Annotated in this window: 13 protein-coding genes; 7 read left to right on the top strand and 6 right to left on the bottom strand. The window is 58.5% G+C overall.

The features are described 5' to 3' along the window. Positions 1-29: 29 nt before the first annotated feature. The 3 genes from P5540_03150 to cimA form a co-directional block, all read right to left on the bottom strand. The gene (locus P5540_03150; GenBank protein HRT63798.1) at positions 30-1592 is read right to left on the bottom strand and encodes a TolC family protein; all 1563 of its coding nucleotides are present in this window, start codon (positions 1590-1592) and stop codon (positions 30-32) included. Positions 1593-1679: 87 nt separating this feature from the next. Continuing rightward, positions 1680-2489: a ZIP family metal transporter gene (locus tag P5540_03145; protein HRT63797.1), complete on the bottom strand. Its 810-nt coding sequence runs from the start codon at positions 2487-2489 to the stop codon at positions 1680-1682. A 26-nt stretch (positions 2490-2515) separates the two neighbouring features. Then, positions 2516-4105, bottom strand: a complete 1590-nt coding sequence (cimA, locus tag P5540_03140; GenBank protein ID HRT63796.1) for a citramalate synthase — start codon at positions 4103-4105, stop codon at positions 2516-2518. Between the two features lie 205 nt (positions 4106-4310). Between cimA and P5540_03135 the strand changes: the two genes are divergently transcribed. Both P5540_03135 and P5540_03130 read left to right on the top strand, forming a co-directional pair. Further along, positions 4311-5810, top strand: coding sequence for an amino acid permease (locus P5540_03135; GenBank protein ID HRT63795.1), 1500 nt, complete (start codon positions 4311-4313; stop codon positions 5808-5810). Next, positions 5807-6886 carry a uroporphyrinogen decarboxylase family protein gene (locus P5540_03130; protein HRT63794.1) on the top strand — a complete coding sequence of 360 codons (1080 nt, stop codon included), beginning with the start codon at positions 5807-5809 and terminating at the stop codon, positions 6884-6886. The genes P5540_03135 and P5540_03130 overlap by 4 nt, the downstream gene beginning before the upstream one ends. A gap of 31 nt (positions 6887-6917) precedes the next feature. Here P5540_03130 and P5540_03125 read toward each other — a convergent pair whose 3' ends face one another. Further along, on the bottom strand, positions 6918-8042 hold the full coding sequence (locus tag P5540_03125) for a glycosyltransferase family 1 protein (protein ID HRT63793.1): 1125 nt from the start codon (positions 8040-8042) through the stop codon (positions 6918-6920). Positions 8043-8125: 83 nt separating this feature from the next. After that, the gene (locus tag P5540_03120; GenBank protein ID HRT63792.1) at positions 8126-9031 is read right to left on the bottom strand and encodes a diguanylate cyclase; all 906 of its coding nucleotides are present in this window, start codon (positions 9029-9031) and stop codon (positions 8126-8128) included. A 696-nt stretch (positions 9032-9727) separates the two neighbouring features. On the opposite strand from P5540_03120, the gene P5540_03115 reads away from it, so the two are divergent. From P5540_03115 to P5540_03105, 3 genes are read left to right on the top strand one after another with little or no spacing between them, the layout of a single operon-like run. After that, on the top strand, positions 9728-11140 hold the full coding sequence (locus P5540_03115) for an exopolysaccharide biosynthesis polyprenyl glycosylphosphotransferase (protein HRT63791.1): 1413 nt from the start codon (positions 9728-9730) through the stop codon (positions 11138-11140). Continuing rightward, positions 11141-11812, top strand: coding sequence for a tetratricopeptide repeat protein (locus P5540_03110; GenBank protein HRT63790.1), 672 nt, complete (start codon positions 11141-11143; stop codon positions 11810-11812). It abuts the gene before it with no gap. 13 nt (positions 11813-11825) lie between these two features. Further along, positions 11826-12737 carry a glycosyltransferase gene (locus P5540_03105; GenBank protein ID HRT63789.1) on the top strand — a complete coding sequence of 304 codons (912 nt, stop codon included), beginning with the start codon at positions 11826-11828 and terminating at the stop codon, positions 12735-12737. A gap of 35 nt (positions 12738-12772) precedes the next feature. Here the strand turns inward: P5540_03105 and P5540_03100 are convergent, their stop codons facing one another. Then, positions 12773-13858 carry a type IV pilus twitching motility protein PilT gene (locus P5540_03100; GenBank protein HRT63788.1) on the bottom strand — a complete coding sequence of 362 codons (1086 nt, stop codon included), beginning with the start codon at positions 13856-13858 and terminating at the stop codon, positions 12773-12775. Between the two features lie 866 nt (positions 13859-14724). Here P5540_03100 and P5540_03095 point away from each other — a divergent pair. Together P5540_03095 and P5540_03090 are read left to right on the top strand one after the other, a co-directional pair. Then, positions 14725-15423: a hypothetical protein gene (locus tag P5540_03095; protein HRT63787.1), complete on the top strand. Its 699-nt coding sequence runs from the start codon at positions 14725-14727 to the stop codon at positions 15421-15423. Then, positions 15420-15743: a hypothetical protein gene (locus P5540_03090; protein ID HRT63786.1), complete on the top strand. Its 324-nt coding sequence runs from the start codon at positions 15420-15422 to the stop codon at positions 15741-15743. Before P5540_03095 ends, P5540_03090 begins: the two co-directional genes overlap by 4 nt. Positions 15744-15821 lie beyond the last annotated feature (78 nt).

Genomic DNA, 15821 nt, shown 5'->3' with positions numbered 1-15821 from the left:
GTCACACTACCGGATATACCGGCAGGTTGTCATCGGTCTTCCTCCATGTCCAGCGCGATGCCGCGCCGCTCAAGCAACGTGCCTTCCGCGGCATACAAAGCCGTCAACGCCTGTATGTAGGAAACTCGCGCTTGGACCTCTTCGATGCGCGCCTGGATAAGATCACGCTGGACAATCATGAGATCCAGTTCGGTCGTCATACCGGCCTCATAACGCCCCTGCGCAACGCGCAACTGCTCGGTCCGGCTGGCAACGGCTTCACGGGTGGCGGGAATGCGTTCCCAATACCGCGCCACCTGAATGGCGGCCTGCCGCACCTCGGACACAATGCCCTGCTCGACGTTCGCCACCGACCGGTTGGCCTGTTCGGCGGCCAATCGCGACCGCGTATGGCGCGCACGCTCCGCGCGGTTCAAGATGGGCGTGCGGACATTCAGGCCAATCTGGTAGTTGTCGTACGGCGTATCCCCGAAGTGGTTGATGCCGTCTCCCGGTTCCGTTCCATGGCTGATTCGGCCGTAGGTTCCGACGAGGTTGACTTGCGGAAGGCGATCGTTTCGCGTGCCGGCCACAGCCAGTTCCGCATTGGCGGCGGCGAGTCGGGCTTCGGCCAATTCAGGGCGATAGACAACCGCCAACTTTTCGGACTCGTCCGCGTCCACATTCACCTCGGTTGTTTCAGGCGCGTCCAGCAAGTCGAATTCGACGTTCCATGCCTGCGCACCGCCAGGATTGATCAACCGGACGAGCGCCACGGTCTGAGCACGGATGGCGGCCATGGCGTCGGTTAAATCCGCGCCGCGCGACGCTTTTTCGGCGCGCGCCGCCGCCACATCGCCCTCGATGGCCTTGCCGACGGCAAAAAGGCTTTCGGCGCGTTGTAGTTGTTCATCGGCCAGTTTCAAGGCAAACTGCCGGATGGCGAGCACCTCGTTGGCCAGCGCCAGATTCCAATAGGCCGTCTCGACCTGGCGCACCGTCGCCAGCACGACCGCCCTGAACGCATGCCCGCTTTGGGCGGCCCTGTTACGGGCCTGCCGTAACGCAACTAGGTTGGCGTTGAGGCCGGCGCCTTTCAGGAGCGGCTGCTCGATGCCGATGGTCGCCTCCCCTTGATGCACGTCCCGGCTCGACACGGCCATATCGCCCGAAAGGAACAACCGGGTTCCTGTTGGAAGTGTTTCCTGAAGGGTCAGCGAGGAAGACGTCGTGGTGGCGCGCACCACACCTGGCATCCCGGCCACGACGTTGGCCGGATTGGCAATGTGGCCGTAGGACACCGTTCCCAGCAAAGTCGGATCGAATGCGGCGCGCGCTTCCGGTATATATGTCTCGCCGATGCGCGGCCCAAACCGTGCAACATCCATGTCGCGATTATTCCGCAACGCCGTAATCAACGCGCCGTCACGTGTCAATTTGACCCGATTGGCTTCCGCGGAAACAGGCGGAACAGGTTCGGCCCTTTGTTCAATAGGCGCCGGAACCCCAAGACCCTCCGGCGTTTCCTTGGGCAGTGCAACGGTATCGGGTGTCCAACGCGGAGTTGCTGAAACACATCCCAACGCCAGCGCCCCCAAAAAGAGGGTTGGCATCAGATGGGGAATCCATGAACACTTCGGACGCATGAATCTGAAAGTATCATAGTACGGAAGCAAAGCACAATCCGGCCACGCTATCCGCTATCCGAGGGCGACATCGAGGATCATCATAATGGTAAAACCCGCCATGGCGCCGACGGTCGGTATGTCGGTGTCGCCCTTGCGCTGCGCTTCCGGGATGAGTTCCTCGACAACGACAAAGATCATGGCGCCGGCCGCAAACGCCAGCGCATACGGCAGGATGGGGCGCATGAACAACACCGCCGCCGCCCCCAGGACGCCCGCCACCGGCTCCACCGCGCCGGAAAGCTGCCCGCAAAAGAAACTTTTTTTCATGCTTGCGCCTTCGCGGCGCAGAGGCATGGAGACGGCCGCTCCTTCGGGAAAATTCTGCAGGCCGATACCCAAGGCCAACGCAATGGCCCCGCCCATCGCCGCGCCCGGAATACCGTGGGCCACCGCGCCGAAGGCAACGCCGACCGCCAGTCCTTCCGGGATATTGTGCAGCGTAATCGCAAGGACAAGCAGCGTGCTGCGCTGCCAAGACGTCTTGATGCCTTCGGCCTCGGACATGGCGAAACCCTCATGAAGGTGCGGCAGTATCTTGTCCACCGTCCACAAAAAGGCGCCTCCCGCGAGGAAGCCAATGGCCGCCGGCAACCATTCGGGCATACCCAGTTCGCCGCTCAGTTCGATGGCCGGCGCAAGCAGCGACCAGAAACTCGCGGCAATCATCACGCCGGCCGCCATGCCCAGCATCCCGTCGAGCAGCCGCTGGTTGATTGTCCGCGTAAAAAAAACCAGGCTGGCGCCCAGCGCCGTGACAAACCATGTAAATAGAGTCGCCAGCAACGCCTGGACAATCGGATTCAGTTCAAGAAAAAAACGCATGCGTGCCTCCCTCGCTTCGCAAAATGTTACTTGGCCCTGTGGCCGCGGGTTCGAAGCAGTTTGTACTCGATGCTGTCCACAAGCGCGGCATACGAGGCGCTGATGATGTTTTCCGAAACGCCTACCGTGCTCCATCGGTCCTGCAAATCGCTCGACTCGATCATCACGCGCGTCTTCGCGCCGGTAGCCGCCTGGGCGTCTATGATGCGGACCTTGTAGTCTTCCAGATGGACGGCGCGAAGTTCCGGGTAACAGGGTTCGAGCGCCTTGCGCAAGGCGCCGTTCAGCGCGTCAACGGGGCCGTGGCCCTCGGACACCGTATGCTGGATGAGGCCGTCGGGCATCTCGACCTTGACCGTTGCCTCGGAAACGGATTGCGGATCGTCGCCCTGTTGCGTTACCGTGGCATGGAATCCATGCAACTTGAAAAAACGACGATGCTGGCCCTTGACCTTGCGCATGAGCAATTCAAGCGAGGCGTCGGCGCCCTCAAATTCGTATCCCTGGCTTTCGAGTTCTTTGATGCGCGAGAGGATACTCCGCATTTCGGGCGTGTCCTTGTCGAGCGAGACGCCGAGGTCCGCGGCCTTGTGCAGCAGACTGGCCCGTCCGGACATCTCGCTGATGGCGACATGCGTTCGATTTCCCACTGCGGCGGGATCCACATGTTCGTAACTCGTTTTTTCCTTGCGGACGGCGTCGGCGTGCATGCCGGCCTTGTGCGTGAAGGCATCCCGCCCCACATAGGGATCGCAGTCGCGCGGCGTCATGTTGGCCAGTTCAGCCACTAAATGCGACAAGCGGGACAGATTGGCGAGTTGTGCGGGCTTGACAACCGGAATACCCATCTTGAGTTGCAAATTGGGGATAATGGTGGACAGATTGGCATTGCCGGTGCGTTCGCCGTACCCGTTGATGGTGCCTTGCACATGGGTTACGCCTTCGTGTACGGCAATGATTGAATTGGCCACGGCGCATCCCGTGTCGTTGTGCGTGTGAATGCCCAGTTTCACCTTCGGGAGATGCGCGCGCACCGTTCGTATTGCGGCCGCTATTTCATGCGGGAGCGTTCCGCCGTTCGTGTCGCAGAGAACCAACGTTTCGGCGCCGGCCGCCGCGGCGCGTTCGAGCGCGGCCAAGGCATATCCGGTATCTTCTCGGCAGGCATCGAAAAAATGCTCGGCATCCACGATCACCCGGCGGCCCCGCGATCGAAGATAGGAAACGGAATCCTCAATAATCCGTAGATTATGATCCAGCGAAACACGCAGGACGTTCGCCGTATGCGAAGGCGAAGTCTTCGCGAAGATGGTAACGACTTTCGTATCCGCTTCGAGAAGCGCACGAATATTGGGATCGTCTTCGACGGCGGATTTCGGGTGGCGCGTGCTGCCAAAGGCTACAACCACCGCCTTCTTGAGCGGCAAGTCCTTGGCCTGTTTGAAGAAATCCGCCGCTTTGGGATTGGAGCCGGGCTGCCCCCCTTCGACGAACGTGATTCCGAACGCGTCCAACGCCCGCAAAATGCGGATCTGATCCCCCGATGAAAATTTGATGCCCGGTCCCTGCGCGCCGTCGCGAAGGGTAGTGTCATATATCTCAATTGTGCTTTGCATTAAGTTGACTCCATCCGAATAAAGGCCGACAAAACCGTCCAGTATTGCGGGTGTTTTACTCCATTTATCGCAAGGGGTCAAGCGTTCGCCAACTGCAAACCCTCGAATTCTTCAAAAAAAGACGTTTCGTCTGATTGACTTGGCAGGCCAATCTCCGTATTCTTGGCCCCCGGAAAAGCATGGACGGGGTTCGGATTTTTTTACCATGAAACGGCTTTTTGCACGAAAAACGATCGATCTGCTGATGGAGGAAATGGCCGGCGACCACCGGTTGCGGCGAGTGCTGGGGCCGTATTCGCTGACGGCGCTGGGTATCGGCACGATCATTGGCGCGGGCATCTTCGTCATCGTGGGAACGGTGGCCCATGACAAAACAGGGCCCGCGATTATCGCGTCCTTCGTCGTGTCGGGCATCGCATGCATTTTCGCCGCGCTTTGCTACGCGGAATTCGCCGCGATGGCGCCCGTGGCGGGATCGGCCTATACCTACGCCTACACGACGCTCGGTGAAGTCTTTGCATGGATTATCGGATGGGATCTCGTGCTCGAATACACAATGGCGTCGGCCTCTGTGGCGCACGGATGGTCCCACTATTTCCAAAACTTCATCGGATTGTTCGGCCTTTCCATTCCTGAAGTTCTTTCCCGCGCACCGTTCAACACCGATCCCGCCACCGGACATTTCGTCATGACCGGAACCCTGGTCGATCTGCCCGCATTAATCATCTCCGCCATCCTGACGATTATCCTGGTGGTCGGCATCCGCGAAAGCGCCGGGTTCAATGCGATTATGGTGGCCATCAAACTGTTGGTCGTCCTGTTTGTCATCGTGGTAGGCATGTTTTTTGTCGATCCCGCCAACTGGCGGCCGTTTGCGCCCTATGGATGGAAGGGATTGAGTTTCTTCGGAGAAGCCTTCGTATGGGGACGCGGCGCCTCCGGGCAACCCGTGGGCGTGCTGGCCGGTGCGGGAATTATTTTCTTCGCCTATATCGGCTTCGACGCCGTTTCGACGCATGCCGAGGAGGCCCGCAAGCCCCAGCGTGACGTTCCCATCGGAATCATTGCCTCGTTGCTCATCTGCACCGCCCTCTATATTGCGGTGGCGGCTGTGTTGACCGGAATGGTTCCCTACGACAAGATTGACATAGATGCGCCGGTCGCAGTGGCCTTCCAGCATGCGGGGCTTCCGTGGGCCACGTTCATCGTCTCGCTGGGCGCCTTGGCGGGCATCACATCCGTGCAAATGGTGCTAATGTTGAGCCAGCCGCGCATCTTGCTGGCCATGGCGCGCGACGGCCTCCTGCCCGCGAGTTTCTTCGGCAGCGTCCATCCCACGTTCCGAACGCCGTGGAAGTCCACGATTCTGACGGGTATCGTGGTCGCGTTTTTCTCGTCGTTTTTCCCGTTGCGCGTCCTGTTGGAACTGGTGAACATCGGCACGTTGCTGGCCTTCGTGATTGTGTGCCTGGCCGTGCTTATCATGCGAAAAATTCAGCCCGGCGCCAAACGCCCGTTCCGCGCGCCGGGCGGCGCGTTCGTGCCGGTCATGGGCGCGCTGCTGTGCGGCATTCTGATGTTCTCCCTGCCGTCGAGCAACTGGTTGCGCCTCCTGCTCTGGCTGGCGGCCGGATTGGGCATCTATATTTTCTACGGACGCCACCACAGCGTTCTCGAAAAAATGCGGGCAGGCCAGAAACCATGACGGCGAAAGAACGCGTCCGGACCGCCATCACACACCGGCAACCCGACCGCACCGCGCTCGATTTTTCCGCGCGCGGCGAAGTGATTGAAAAACTGCGCCAACGGCTCGGACTGTCCGGCCATGCGTCCGTCGAAGACCGGTTGGGGATGGATCTGCGCGGCGTGGGACCGGACTTTGCGCGGCCATGCGAATCGCTCGCGTATGCGGATCCGACCCTCGCCATTGTCAACGGCGATGTGCATTGCGACATCTGGGGCGTCGGATTTCGGCCCAACCAAACGTCGTGCGGATTCTACATGGACCTTGCCCTAAACCCCTTGCAAAAGGCCGAAACCGTTGCCGATATCGAGCGGCATTCATGGCCTTCGCCGGACTGGTGGGATTATTCGCACATCGAGGAGACAGCCAAGGCCCATGCGGACTATTGGATACTCGGACACAGCCGCGGCATCTTCGAAATCAGCTGGTTTCTTCGCGGTTTTGGGGAATTTCTATCGGATCTGGCCTGCGAACCGGCCCGCGCGGAGGCCGTCATGGATCACGTGCAGGCCTACCTGATGGAACGCGCGCGCCGCGTGCTCGAAGCCGCAAACGGCCACATGGACATGATGGAATACAACGACGATGTCGGCGGCCAGGACGGTCTTCTCATGGCGCCGGACATGTGGAGACGGTTCCTCAAGCCGCGGATGGCCGCCTTTATCGCCATGTGCAAAACGCACGGTGTCAAGGTAAAGTACCATTCTTGCGGAAGTGTCCGCGCGATCATCCCGGACCTGATTGATATCGGCGTGGACGTGTTGAATCCGATTCAGGCCCGGGCGGCCGGCATGGACGCGGAAGAGCTCAAGCGCGAATTCGGGGCGCATCTCACTTTCAACGGCGGCATAGACACCCAAGATCTCCTGCCCTTCGCGCCGGTGAAAACCGTCCGGGAAGCCACCCGCCGTCTGATAGACATCGTCGGCAAGGATGGCGGCCTGATTCTGGCGCCGTCGCACGTCTTTCAGGACGACGTCCCCCTCGAAAATATCATTGCGGTCTACGAAACCGCTCTCGGCGCGCCGTTGATGTGAACCTTGCCGTGGCGTTCACACGAAAACGGCTTCAAGCGGACAGGGCCTCCCTGTAGACGGCCATTGTTTGTTCCGCACAAAGACGCCAGGAAAAACGCTTGGCCTGTTCACGGCCCGCGTCGGAAAGCCGCGCACGGAGGGCTTCGTCGGAAACCGCCGCGCGCAAGGCCTTCGCAAATGGTTTCTCGTCATCCGCCGGACACAACAGAGCGGCGCCGCCCGCCACTTCAGGAATCGAGGAATTGTCCGCGGCGACCACAGGGCATCCGCAGGTCATGGCTTCGAGAATGGGCAATCCAAAACCTTCATACCGGGATGGAAACGCAAAGGCGTCCGCGGCCGAATAGAGCGCCGAAAGATCGGTTGTCGTCCGCACAAATCCCAAAAGCCGGACGCGGTCTGCTAGTTTCAGCAATTCGATGGTTTCGAAGATCGGCCCGGCATTCCAGCCCGTGCCGCCCGCCAAAACCAACGCATGCGGCACATCGTTCGCAATCCGCGCGAAGGCCTTCAGCAGCAGGGGAAGGTTTTTGCGGGGTTCAAGAGTCCCAACAAACAGGATATACGGCTCCGCCAATGCAAACTGTGCCTGCACCCGTTGCCGGGCCTCGTCGCGATCCATGGCCGAAAAGTCCTCGTCAACCGCCTCGTACACGACCCTGACCTTCGACGCATCCACCGGGCAGAATTTCAATATATCGGCTTTCGTGGATTCCGAACACGCGATGACCGCATCCGCTTCCTGGATGAAACGCCCGACATGCCTCGCGAACAGGCCGCTGATTTTCGGACTGCACAATTCGGGCGCGGCCATGAAGGCGAGATCGTGAATCGTCACCACACGCCGCGCCGATTGCGTCGGGGCGAGGAAGTAATTCGTCGCATGGTAGATATCCGCGCCGCCGAGCCATGTGTCCACCTTCGGCCAAGCCAGATGGTCCCACAATCGGTAGACTACGCGTGTCGGTAATGGGAAATGACGACACCGTACCTTGTGCGCCATGGCGCCTAATTCGACCCGGACCGATCCGGACGAAAATCCAAGAAAGACGTCACCGGTCCCCAGCGCAAGAAGATGCTTCAATAGGTAATGGCAGTAATTCCCAACCCCGGTGCGCATGGCCGTAATCGGGCCGACATCCAAGGCAATGCGCATTGTATTCCTCCATGTTCGGCCCGACAACACGTGAATCGGTCGTCAAGGCCGCGCCGGTTGTCCTGCCGGAATGCCAATCCCCGTCAGACAGCCGATTCGGCCATTTCCGCCACGACAATTTCACCTCGTCCCCGCGCTTTGGCGTCCCGAAGCGCCTTCATGGCCCGCGCATACAGGCTGGGCCAGTCTTGCCCGCCGGACGGCGCCTCGACAATGCCGGCGGTGAAACTCGTCGTAATGCCGGCAATGGCATCGGCGGAGGCCACGAAGCGATCGAGGATGCGCAAAAGAAGCGTCTTGGCGCCTTCGGCGGCCGTTTCGGGCAAATACAGCACAAATTCCTCGCCGCGAAGGCGTCCAGCAATATCCACGCTGCGGACATTGGATAGAATGATGCCCCCCAGACAGGTCAACATCAGATCGCCCATGGGATGCCCGTGTTCCTTGTTGATGGCCGCCAGATCGTCCACATCCAAGGCCGCCAGACAAGCGATGTGCCGGTATCGAATCAGCCGTGCCAGATCTTCGCGCACTTCCATCTCCACGCTCGGACGGTTGAGCAGGCGCGTCAAGGGATCCACGCGCACCAGTTCCTCGTAGGTGCGCCGCCGGGACAAAACGGCCTCGACCCGCGCCACGATCACAATGGGATCGCACGGTTTGACAATATAGTCATCCACACCCGCGCGAAGCGCCCGAATCTGACGTTCCGCCCCGCCGTCCTCCGTGAGGAAAATGAACGGGATATCGCGTATCCCCGGATCAAGCATGAACCGTTCGCGCAGACTGCATCCGTCCATGTCCGGCATGGCAATTTCCGACACCACGATATCGGGCGGCGTTTCTTTGACGTTCTTGAGTGCATCCCACCCGTTGTCGGCTGCAAACACGCGAAAGCCCGCGCGCTGGAGATGTTCCCGCACTCGCAAAAGGGTTTGGGCATCACTGCCCACAATCAAGGCATTGAATTCCGTGACGTTTGTTGCCACCAGTCAAACCTCCGCGTTCACGACTCCGGTATGGCGCCCGTCGAAAGAATGAACAGAAATTTTGGCGTACTACAACACCATCTCGTCACCGCACAACGATTTTTTCATAAATCATCTTCTCGGCGCAAGGCTTCAGAAACATCAATCAGCACGCAAGTATCCCGGCATGGATGCCGCATCTACCCCTTGGAAGCGAACTGTTGACGCTTTTTCGTCTCATCGTTTGAATAAAAACGTCATGCCCAAACGAGCAGATAGTCGTTTTTCCGTCTGAAAGTCACAATCAAGAGACCCTATTTTCCCGGTCGTGCCAATAAAGACACAGACAATGGGATCGCCTTGGCCTACGTAAGGAAAACACCTAAGGCTGCTCAGCCACAATACATCGATCAAGGGCATGATTTCTTTGTCCGCAACTTCCGTGTTTCACACACAGAAGTTGCAGACAAAGAAACTACACTGTGAAATGGAGACGAAGGGTTTACCGCACATGTCTCCCCTGTCACTCTCCTTGCATATCCAATCCAACCGGCTACCGGTTGCGGTCTTTCCCGACGAAAACAGCCGGTAATTACTTGCCAAAATTGGGTTCAATCTGTTAGCATTGCGGGGAAGGTAAAATTGTCCCCAGCAAATCGAACTCTCTTTGGGTGACAAGGCAACTTTTCGCATGCGTATTTCTGTGAGGTGTGCACGTTGACGGGACTTGTTCTAGGCGAATCGGCGCGATCGGTGGATCGGACCGCATGGGTATTTCGCGAGGAACGGCAAATCCAGTTGCTGTATTTCCTTACGGATATGCTGATGTATTGGTTGGCGCTGAGTCTGGCCACCTTGACGCGGTGGGACACCCTGGCGCAGATTGATTTCCTCGCCCTTCACCGCGACAGGCTCATTTGCCTGATTATCCTGGCGGCCGCCATGATTATGGCCGGCAGTTATCGCACCTCGTGCATCACGGATCGTTTTGATGCAGTGTATTATGCCGTGCTGGCGGCGGCTATCGCCGGCTTGGTCTCTTTCGCGCTAACTTCGGTCTTGACGGCCGAGTATCGCACGATTTCCCGCCGCGAACTGGTCGTCAGCGCCGGACTCGGCGCCGTGTTAATTGCCTGCTGGCGCTATTATGCCGCATCCGTCGTCGCGCGATTTCAAACGATGCATCGGTATTTCTTCATTCTGGGAAGCCCAATCAATGCGGAGCGCATCGCCAAGGCCATCGCAAACAATCGTTCCGGCGGCCGCATCGAGGCGCAATTCGTCACGCTTGATGCGCTCAAGGAAAAAGTACGGCGTCGCAAAGAAGAATCCAACCCGAATTTCATGCCCGTGGAAGACGCCATCATCGCACTCGAAGAACACAGCCACGGACAACTCGACGAGATCATCGAATTTTGCCGGGAACATTGCCGGCGAACCTTCCTGCATCCCACCTTGCGTGACGTGATGCTGTTTCAGCGCCATCATCTCCAGGCGATCGCCGGCATTCCTTTGATCGAAGTGGCGTCGCAACAGGCCGCGTCGCCCTACCTGTACTTGAAACGCCTGATTGATCTCACGGCGGCGGCGACAGGCCTTCTCGCGGCCCTGCCGATTTGCATGGTTACGGCGCTGGCCATCAAACTGACCTCGCCCGGTCCGATTCTGTACGTTCAGGAACGACTGGGGCGGGGCGGAAAGCCCTTTCGCATCTATAAATTCCGTTCCATGACGGCGGGTCCGGAACTCCGAAATGACGCGGGGCACGTGCTTGCGACGGAAAATGATCCGCGGATTACGCCTGTCGGACGCTTCATTCGCAAGCACCGTATAGATGAAATCCCGCAATTGTTCAATGTTTTACGTGGCGACATGAGTCTGATCGGACCACGTCCGGCGTGGCGTGAATTTTACGAAACGAATCGTGCCGCGTTGCCGCTAATCGATCAACGACTGGCCGTGCGCCCCGGGCTGACGTGCCTGTCGCACGTGCTCGGCACGTATTTTTCGGAGGCGGAAGATCGCCTGTTGTACGACCTCGTATATATCAATACGCTTTCCCTCATGACGGATCTCCGGATTCTCATATCCACGATTCGGATCGTGCTTAGCGGAAAAGGCGCACAATAGATGCCAGTGATTCCGGCGGCGACAACCCGAAAAGTGCTTGTGGCATGGGCCGTGCTGATTGCGGCGGGATTTCTGGCCGCGGAGGGATTGACCGCGTGGCTGGCCCGGCATGGCCAAATTTTACGCGCCAACGACTACCGCACCTACTTGGGATTCGCTGCGGATTTCGTCGAGAAAAACGATTTTCCGCGGGCGCTCGCCCAAACCGAGGAAGCCAAACGGAAAGCCCGACATGAACCGGCCCCATACGAGGTGGCGGGCGATATCCATTATCGCCTCAAGCAATGGGACAAGGCTATCGTGGAATACGACCGCGCCTTTGCCCGCAACAGTTCCGCGGCGGGACCCCGGCTCAACAAGGTCTGGGCGCTAATCGAACTGGGCCGGAACGATGAGGCGGCGGCATTCGGACGGCAGGCCATGGACGAGGGATACCGTTCGCCGGCAATGGCCCGATTCGTGGCCGAAGCCTGTTTCCGCGCAGGAAAACACGCCGAAGCGATCCCGTATTATGAAGAGGCCCTGCAGGGTTATCCGAACGATCTATATCTGCTTGAACATCTCCGCCAGTGTTTCGCGGCGACCGGACGTCCAGACCGCGCCAGAGAGATGTCGGATCGCATTGCCGATGTCGAAGCCTCCATCAATCGCATCGCCGCCTCCGGATCATAGGATCTTCCCAACCATGGCTTCCAGCGTTTCGCTTGTTCTCGTGATGAAAAACGAGCGGAAAAACATCGAACGAATATTTCCCACGATCCTGTCACAGGAATTCGACGCCCCTGTCGAATACATCTACGTGGACAGCGGCTCGACAGACGGCACCATCGAGTTCATGCGCGAACAGGGCGTGGGGGCCATCGTCATCCCGCCGGAAGAGTTCCATCACGGCCGCACGCGCAATCTCGCCGCCAGACGCGCGAAAAACGATGTCATCGTTTTTCTGAGCGGCGACGCCGCGCCCACGGGTCCCCGCTGGCTGTACAACCTCGTGCGGCATTTCGACGATCCAAAAGTCGGCGCCGTTTATGGACGGCAAATCCCCCCGGAAGGCATGGGACCGATGCGCCGCCACGCCCTGGAACATGAGTATCCGGCGGAAGGTTTTGTACGCGACTTGGCCGCCGCCGGCAGCATCCATCCCGGCCTGTTCCGCTTCTCGAACGCCAACAGCGCGGTTCGCCGCGAATTGTGGCAGCGGTTTCCCTACAACGAAACCGTCGTACTCGCGGAAGACCAAGGGATGTGCCGCGATGTGCTCATGGCGGGCTATCGCGTCGTCTACGATCCCGAAGCGGCGGTCGTCCATGGCCATGAGCGCAACCTCCGGGGAGAATTTCAGTTCGCCTTTGAAAACGGTTTGTCGTTGACCCGCATGGGCATTCTGCGTAATCCGGCAATCGGCGGCGAATTCGGATACGGCCTGCGCCGTGTCCGCGACGACGTCCGGCATTTCATCTCAAAGGGCCGATACGGTTGCGCCCTGCAAAGCCTTTGCGTGAATGCCGCCAAATGGATCGGCGTCCAACTCGGCAAGCGCGGCGACGAACTGCCTCGCGCCTGGGTCCGCCGGATCTCCCCGAAAGCCCGACCCTGAGAAACCGGTTTTATGTCACGGACGAGGGTTGAACGCTACTCCTCCGGCGCATCGAAGCGGATGTTGTTCGTTTCAAACTGTTTTAACAAGTCGGCCTTGTCCACCGCCTTGCGATACGCCTCGTCCGGATCGACCAAATCCTCCTTGACCAGCCGGGCCAGTTCCTGGTTCAGGATGGTCATTCCCTCTTTTTTGCCGGTCTGCATGATGCTCATGATCTGCGGTATCTTGGATTCGCGGATCAGCATGCCGACAGCGGCATTCACGACCAACACCTCGATGGCCGCGACGCGTCCGCCTCCCTTCTTCTTGAGCAGATTTTGCGCAACGACACCTTTCAACGTGGACGCGAGCATGGTTCGAATCTGCTGCTGCTCGTCGGCGGGAAATTGATCGATCAAACGGTCAATGGTGCCAATGGCCGTGGTGGTGTGAAGGGTTCCGAAGACCAGATGGCCCGTTTCAGCGGTTTCGAGCGCAATGCGCGTCGTTTCGAGATCGCGCATCTCGCCCACGAGCACGATATCCGGATCTTCGCGCAGCGCCGCGCGCAACGCGCTCTTGAAACTCATCGTATGTGCATGGACTTCGCGCTGGTTCACAAGGCAGCGCTGGTTCGGATGGACAAACTCAATCGGATCTTCGATTGTGATGATGTGATCGGTTCGCGTTTTGTTAATGTGATCGATCATGGCCGCAAGGGTCGTTGATTTTCCGCTGCCTGTCGGCCCCGTCACAAGGACCAAACCTTTGTTTAGCACGCAAAACTTTCGAACCGACTCCGGCAGTTTGAGTTGTTCCATCGTAAGGATTTGCGAGGGAATAACGCGCAGCACCGCGCCAATCCCCTTGTGATCCCGGAAAACGTTCACGCGATAGCGAGCCACGCCCGGCACCTCATAGGCGAAATCGGTGTCGTTTGTCTCGTTGAATTCTTTTTCGTTGCGCGGGGGCATGATCTCGTAAATAACCGTCTTGGCGCGCTGGGCGTCAATCTCATCCTCGCGTAGGCGGATGATTGAACCGTCCTTGCGGAAAATCGGCTTGCATCCCGTGCAATAATGCAAATCCGATGCGCCGTGCTCCACCATCATTTGCAGATATTTGTCTATTTCAGCCATGTCCCAATCCTCCTGAATGTTCGCCACGCACAGCGTACCATCCCCCTCGCACCGATACAAGCGAGCGGGCCGCGCATCCTCAAACGCCATTGGAATGCTTTATTTTTCGGGGCCGAACCGATAACTTGAGAGTACCGAGTTCTTGAGATCAAAGGATGAGAATTTCCACGATGATTGGCATTTCCGGGCAATCCATGTCGGATCCGGCAACGAGATCTTGTGTTCAAATTGAAAATGGCTGCTCTGTAGCGCCGATATCCAAATCGGCATGTCGTGTTTCAGCAAGCCGATTTGGAAATCGGCGTTACATTCCGAAACCTTCACGACTCCGAGAACACGGTGCTCTCAAGCAATAACCACTCGCACCCACCAATGACTCAGGCCCGCCAACATGGCTGAAAACCGACAAAGATGCCGCTTGTGGGGTGATGATGATCGCCTGCACGTTTGGATAGGTCGCATTGGTTCGATTGCGGCAGCGAGTAGGCGGAAAGAGGGCGCTTCTACCGTGGACGCGGCTTCTTGGCCGCATTTCGTGCGTGCAAAATGGGGATCGAATACAACATATTGCGTTTTTTCTTCTTTTCTGATACAACATGCAGTGTAGCGTTCACGGTTCCAACCAACGAAAGGAGAACGAACATGGCTTGTGGATGCAAAGGCAAGACGGCCGCGAAGAAAGCGCCCGTGAAAAAAGCCGCCGCGAAGAAACCGGCTGCGAAAAAGAAATAACCACGGCCCGTACGCGAAACCAGAGGCCGGGATGGATGTTCCGTCCACGCCTCTGGTTTTGTTCTTGCTTGTCATTTACGGCGCAATTCGATCTACAATAGCGGCGTCTCCGTTGGGCCAGGGAAGCGTCTTATATGAACAACCGGTATGCCGCCGCCGTTGCAACAGGTCTCGCATTGGCCTCGTTCGCCTTGGTTTACACTTTTCTGGGCGACGGCATCCTTCAGGACGGCGCTGTACCGGAAGGCCGTGAGCATCGCGCGGCGCTGGCGATACGCGATGATGTAACGCCATTCCAAAAATGGGGCACGATGCTCTTCACCCTGCGCTATCTGACGCGGCATTACGACCACGCGTGGTACTTCACGCAATCACGGAAGGGTGATAAGAAAGAGGCGTTCCTTGCCGCACTGGATCATGCCCTACGGCGCTATCGCGCGGTTGACTTGTTTCTACTCGCCCACACGAACCAATATGTGGACTGGGTGAAGAGCCTGCCCGACGATCACCGCCGGCGGCTGCGCCTGGTCTACAACACCGGTTGCCACAATCTTCCGCAGGGCCGGCACTGGCTGGATCTCGGCGCGAAAATCTATGTGGGCCACCCCGGCGAAAGCACGTCACCCGTCTTCTACTTCTATTTTCTGCGCCGCTGGACGCACGGCGACAGCATTCGCAAGGCCGTGGAGGAATCGAACATTCTGGCTTGGCGGAAATTCCGACAGGTGGAGGCGGCCACCTTCGGGCGGTTGAACGCCGAATCGTTCGTGCGCGAGTCGTGGGCGTCTTGCCGCGGCGACAATCATCTCCGTGTGGAGGATTTCCCGGAATGAGGGCGTATTGGCATCTCGCGCTTGCACCGGTAGCGCTGTTGCTTCAACTGGCGCCGCCGATCTTTATTCGGGCCGTCGCGGCGATGGCCTACGGAGCGCAACCGTTCCTGGACGAGTACCATGTCTGGCCCTTGTCCATCCTGGGCATTGCTTTCTGGGGTATAACCGGATTGCTGCTGGGAACCGTGTCCGCTTATCTGCTTCTGACCCGTTCACGGCTTCGCGTGGCGGTCCCGCTCATCCTCTGCTGCAGCATTCCGTCCCTCATCGGCGGATCGGTCTATCTGCTCGCGCTGTTTACTTTCCTCGCCATCGTGTAGGAGCGCGAGTGAAAATGTCATTTCATTGCTGTCCAAAAGAATTGCAAAAAACCACAAAACCGCAAGGAGCCACGTTTT

Source organism: Candidatus Hydrogenedentota bacterium (genome assembly GCA_035450225.1).
Lineage (GTDB): Bacteria > Hydrogenedentota > Hydrogenedentia > Hydrogenedentales > SLHB01 > DSVR01.
The sequence above is the reverse complement of the archived record's forward strand: the minus strand, read 5'-3'. Positions and strand labels throughout refer to the sequence as shown.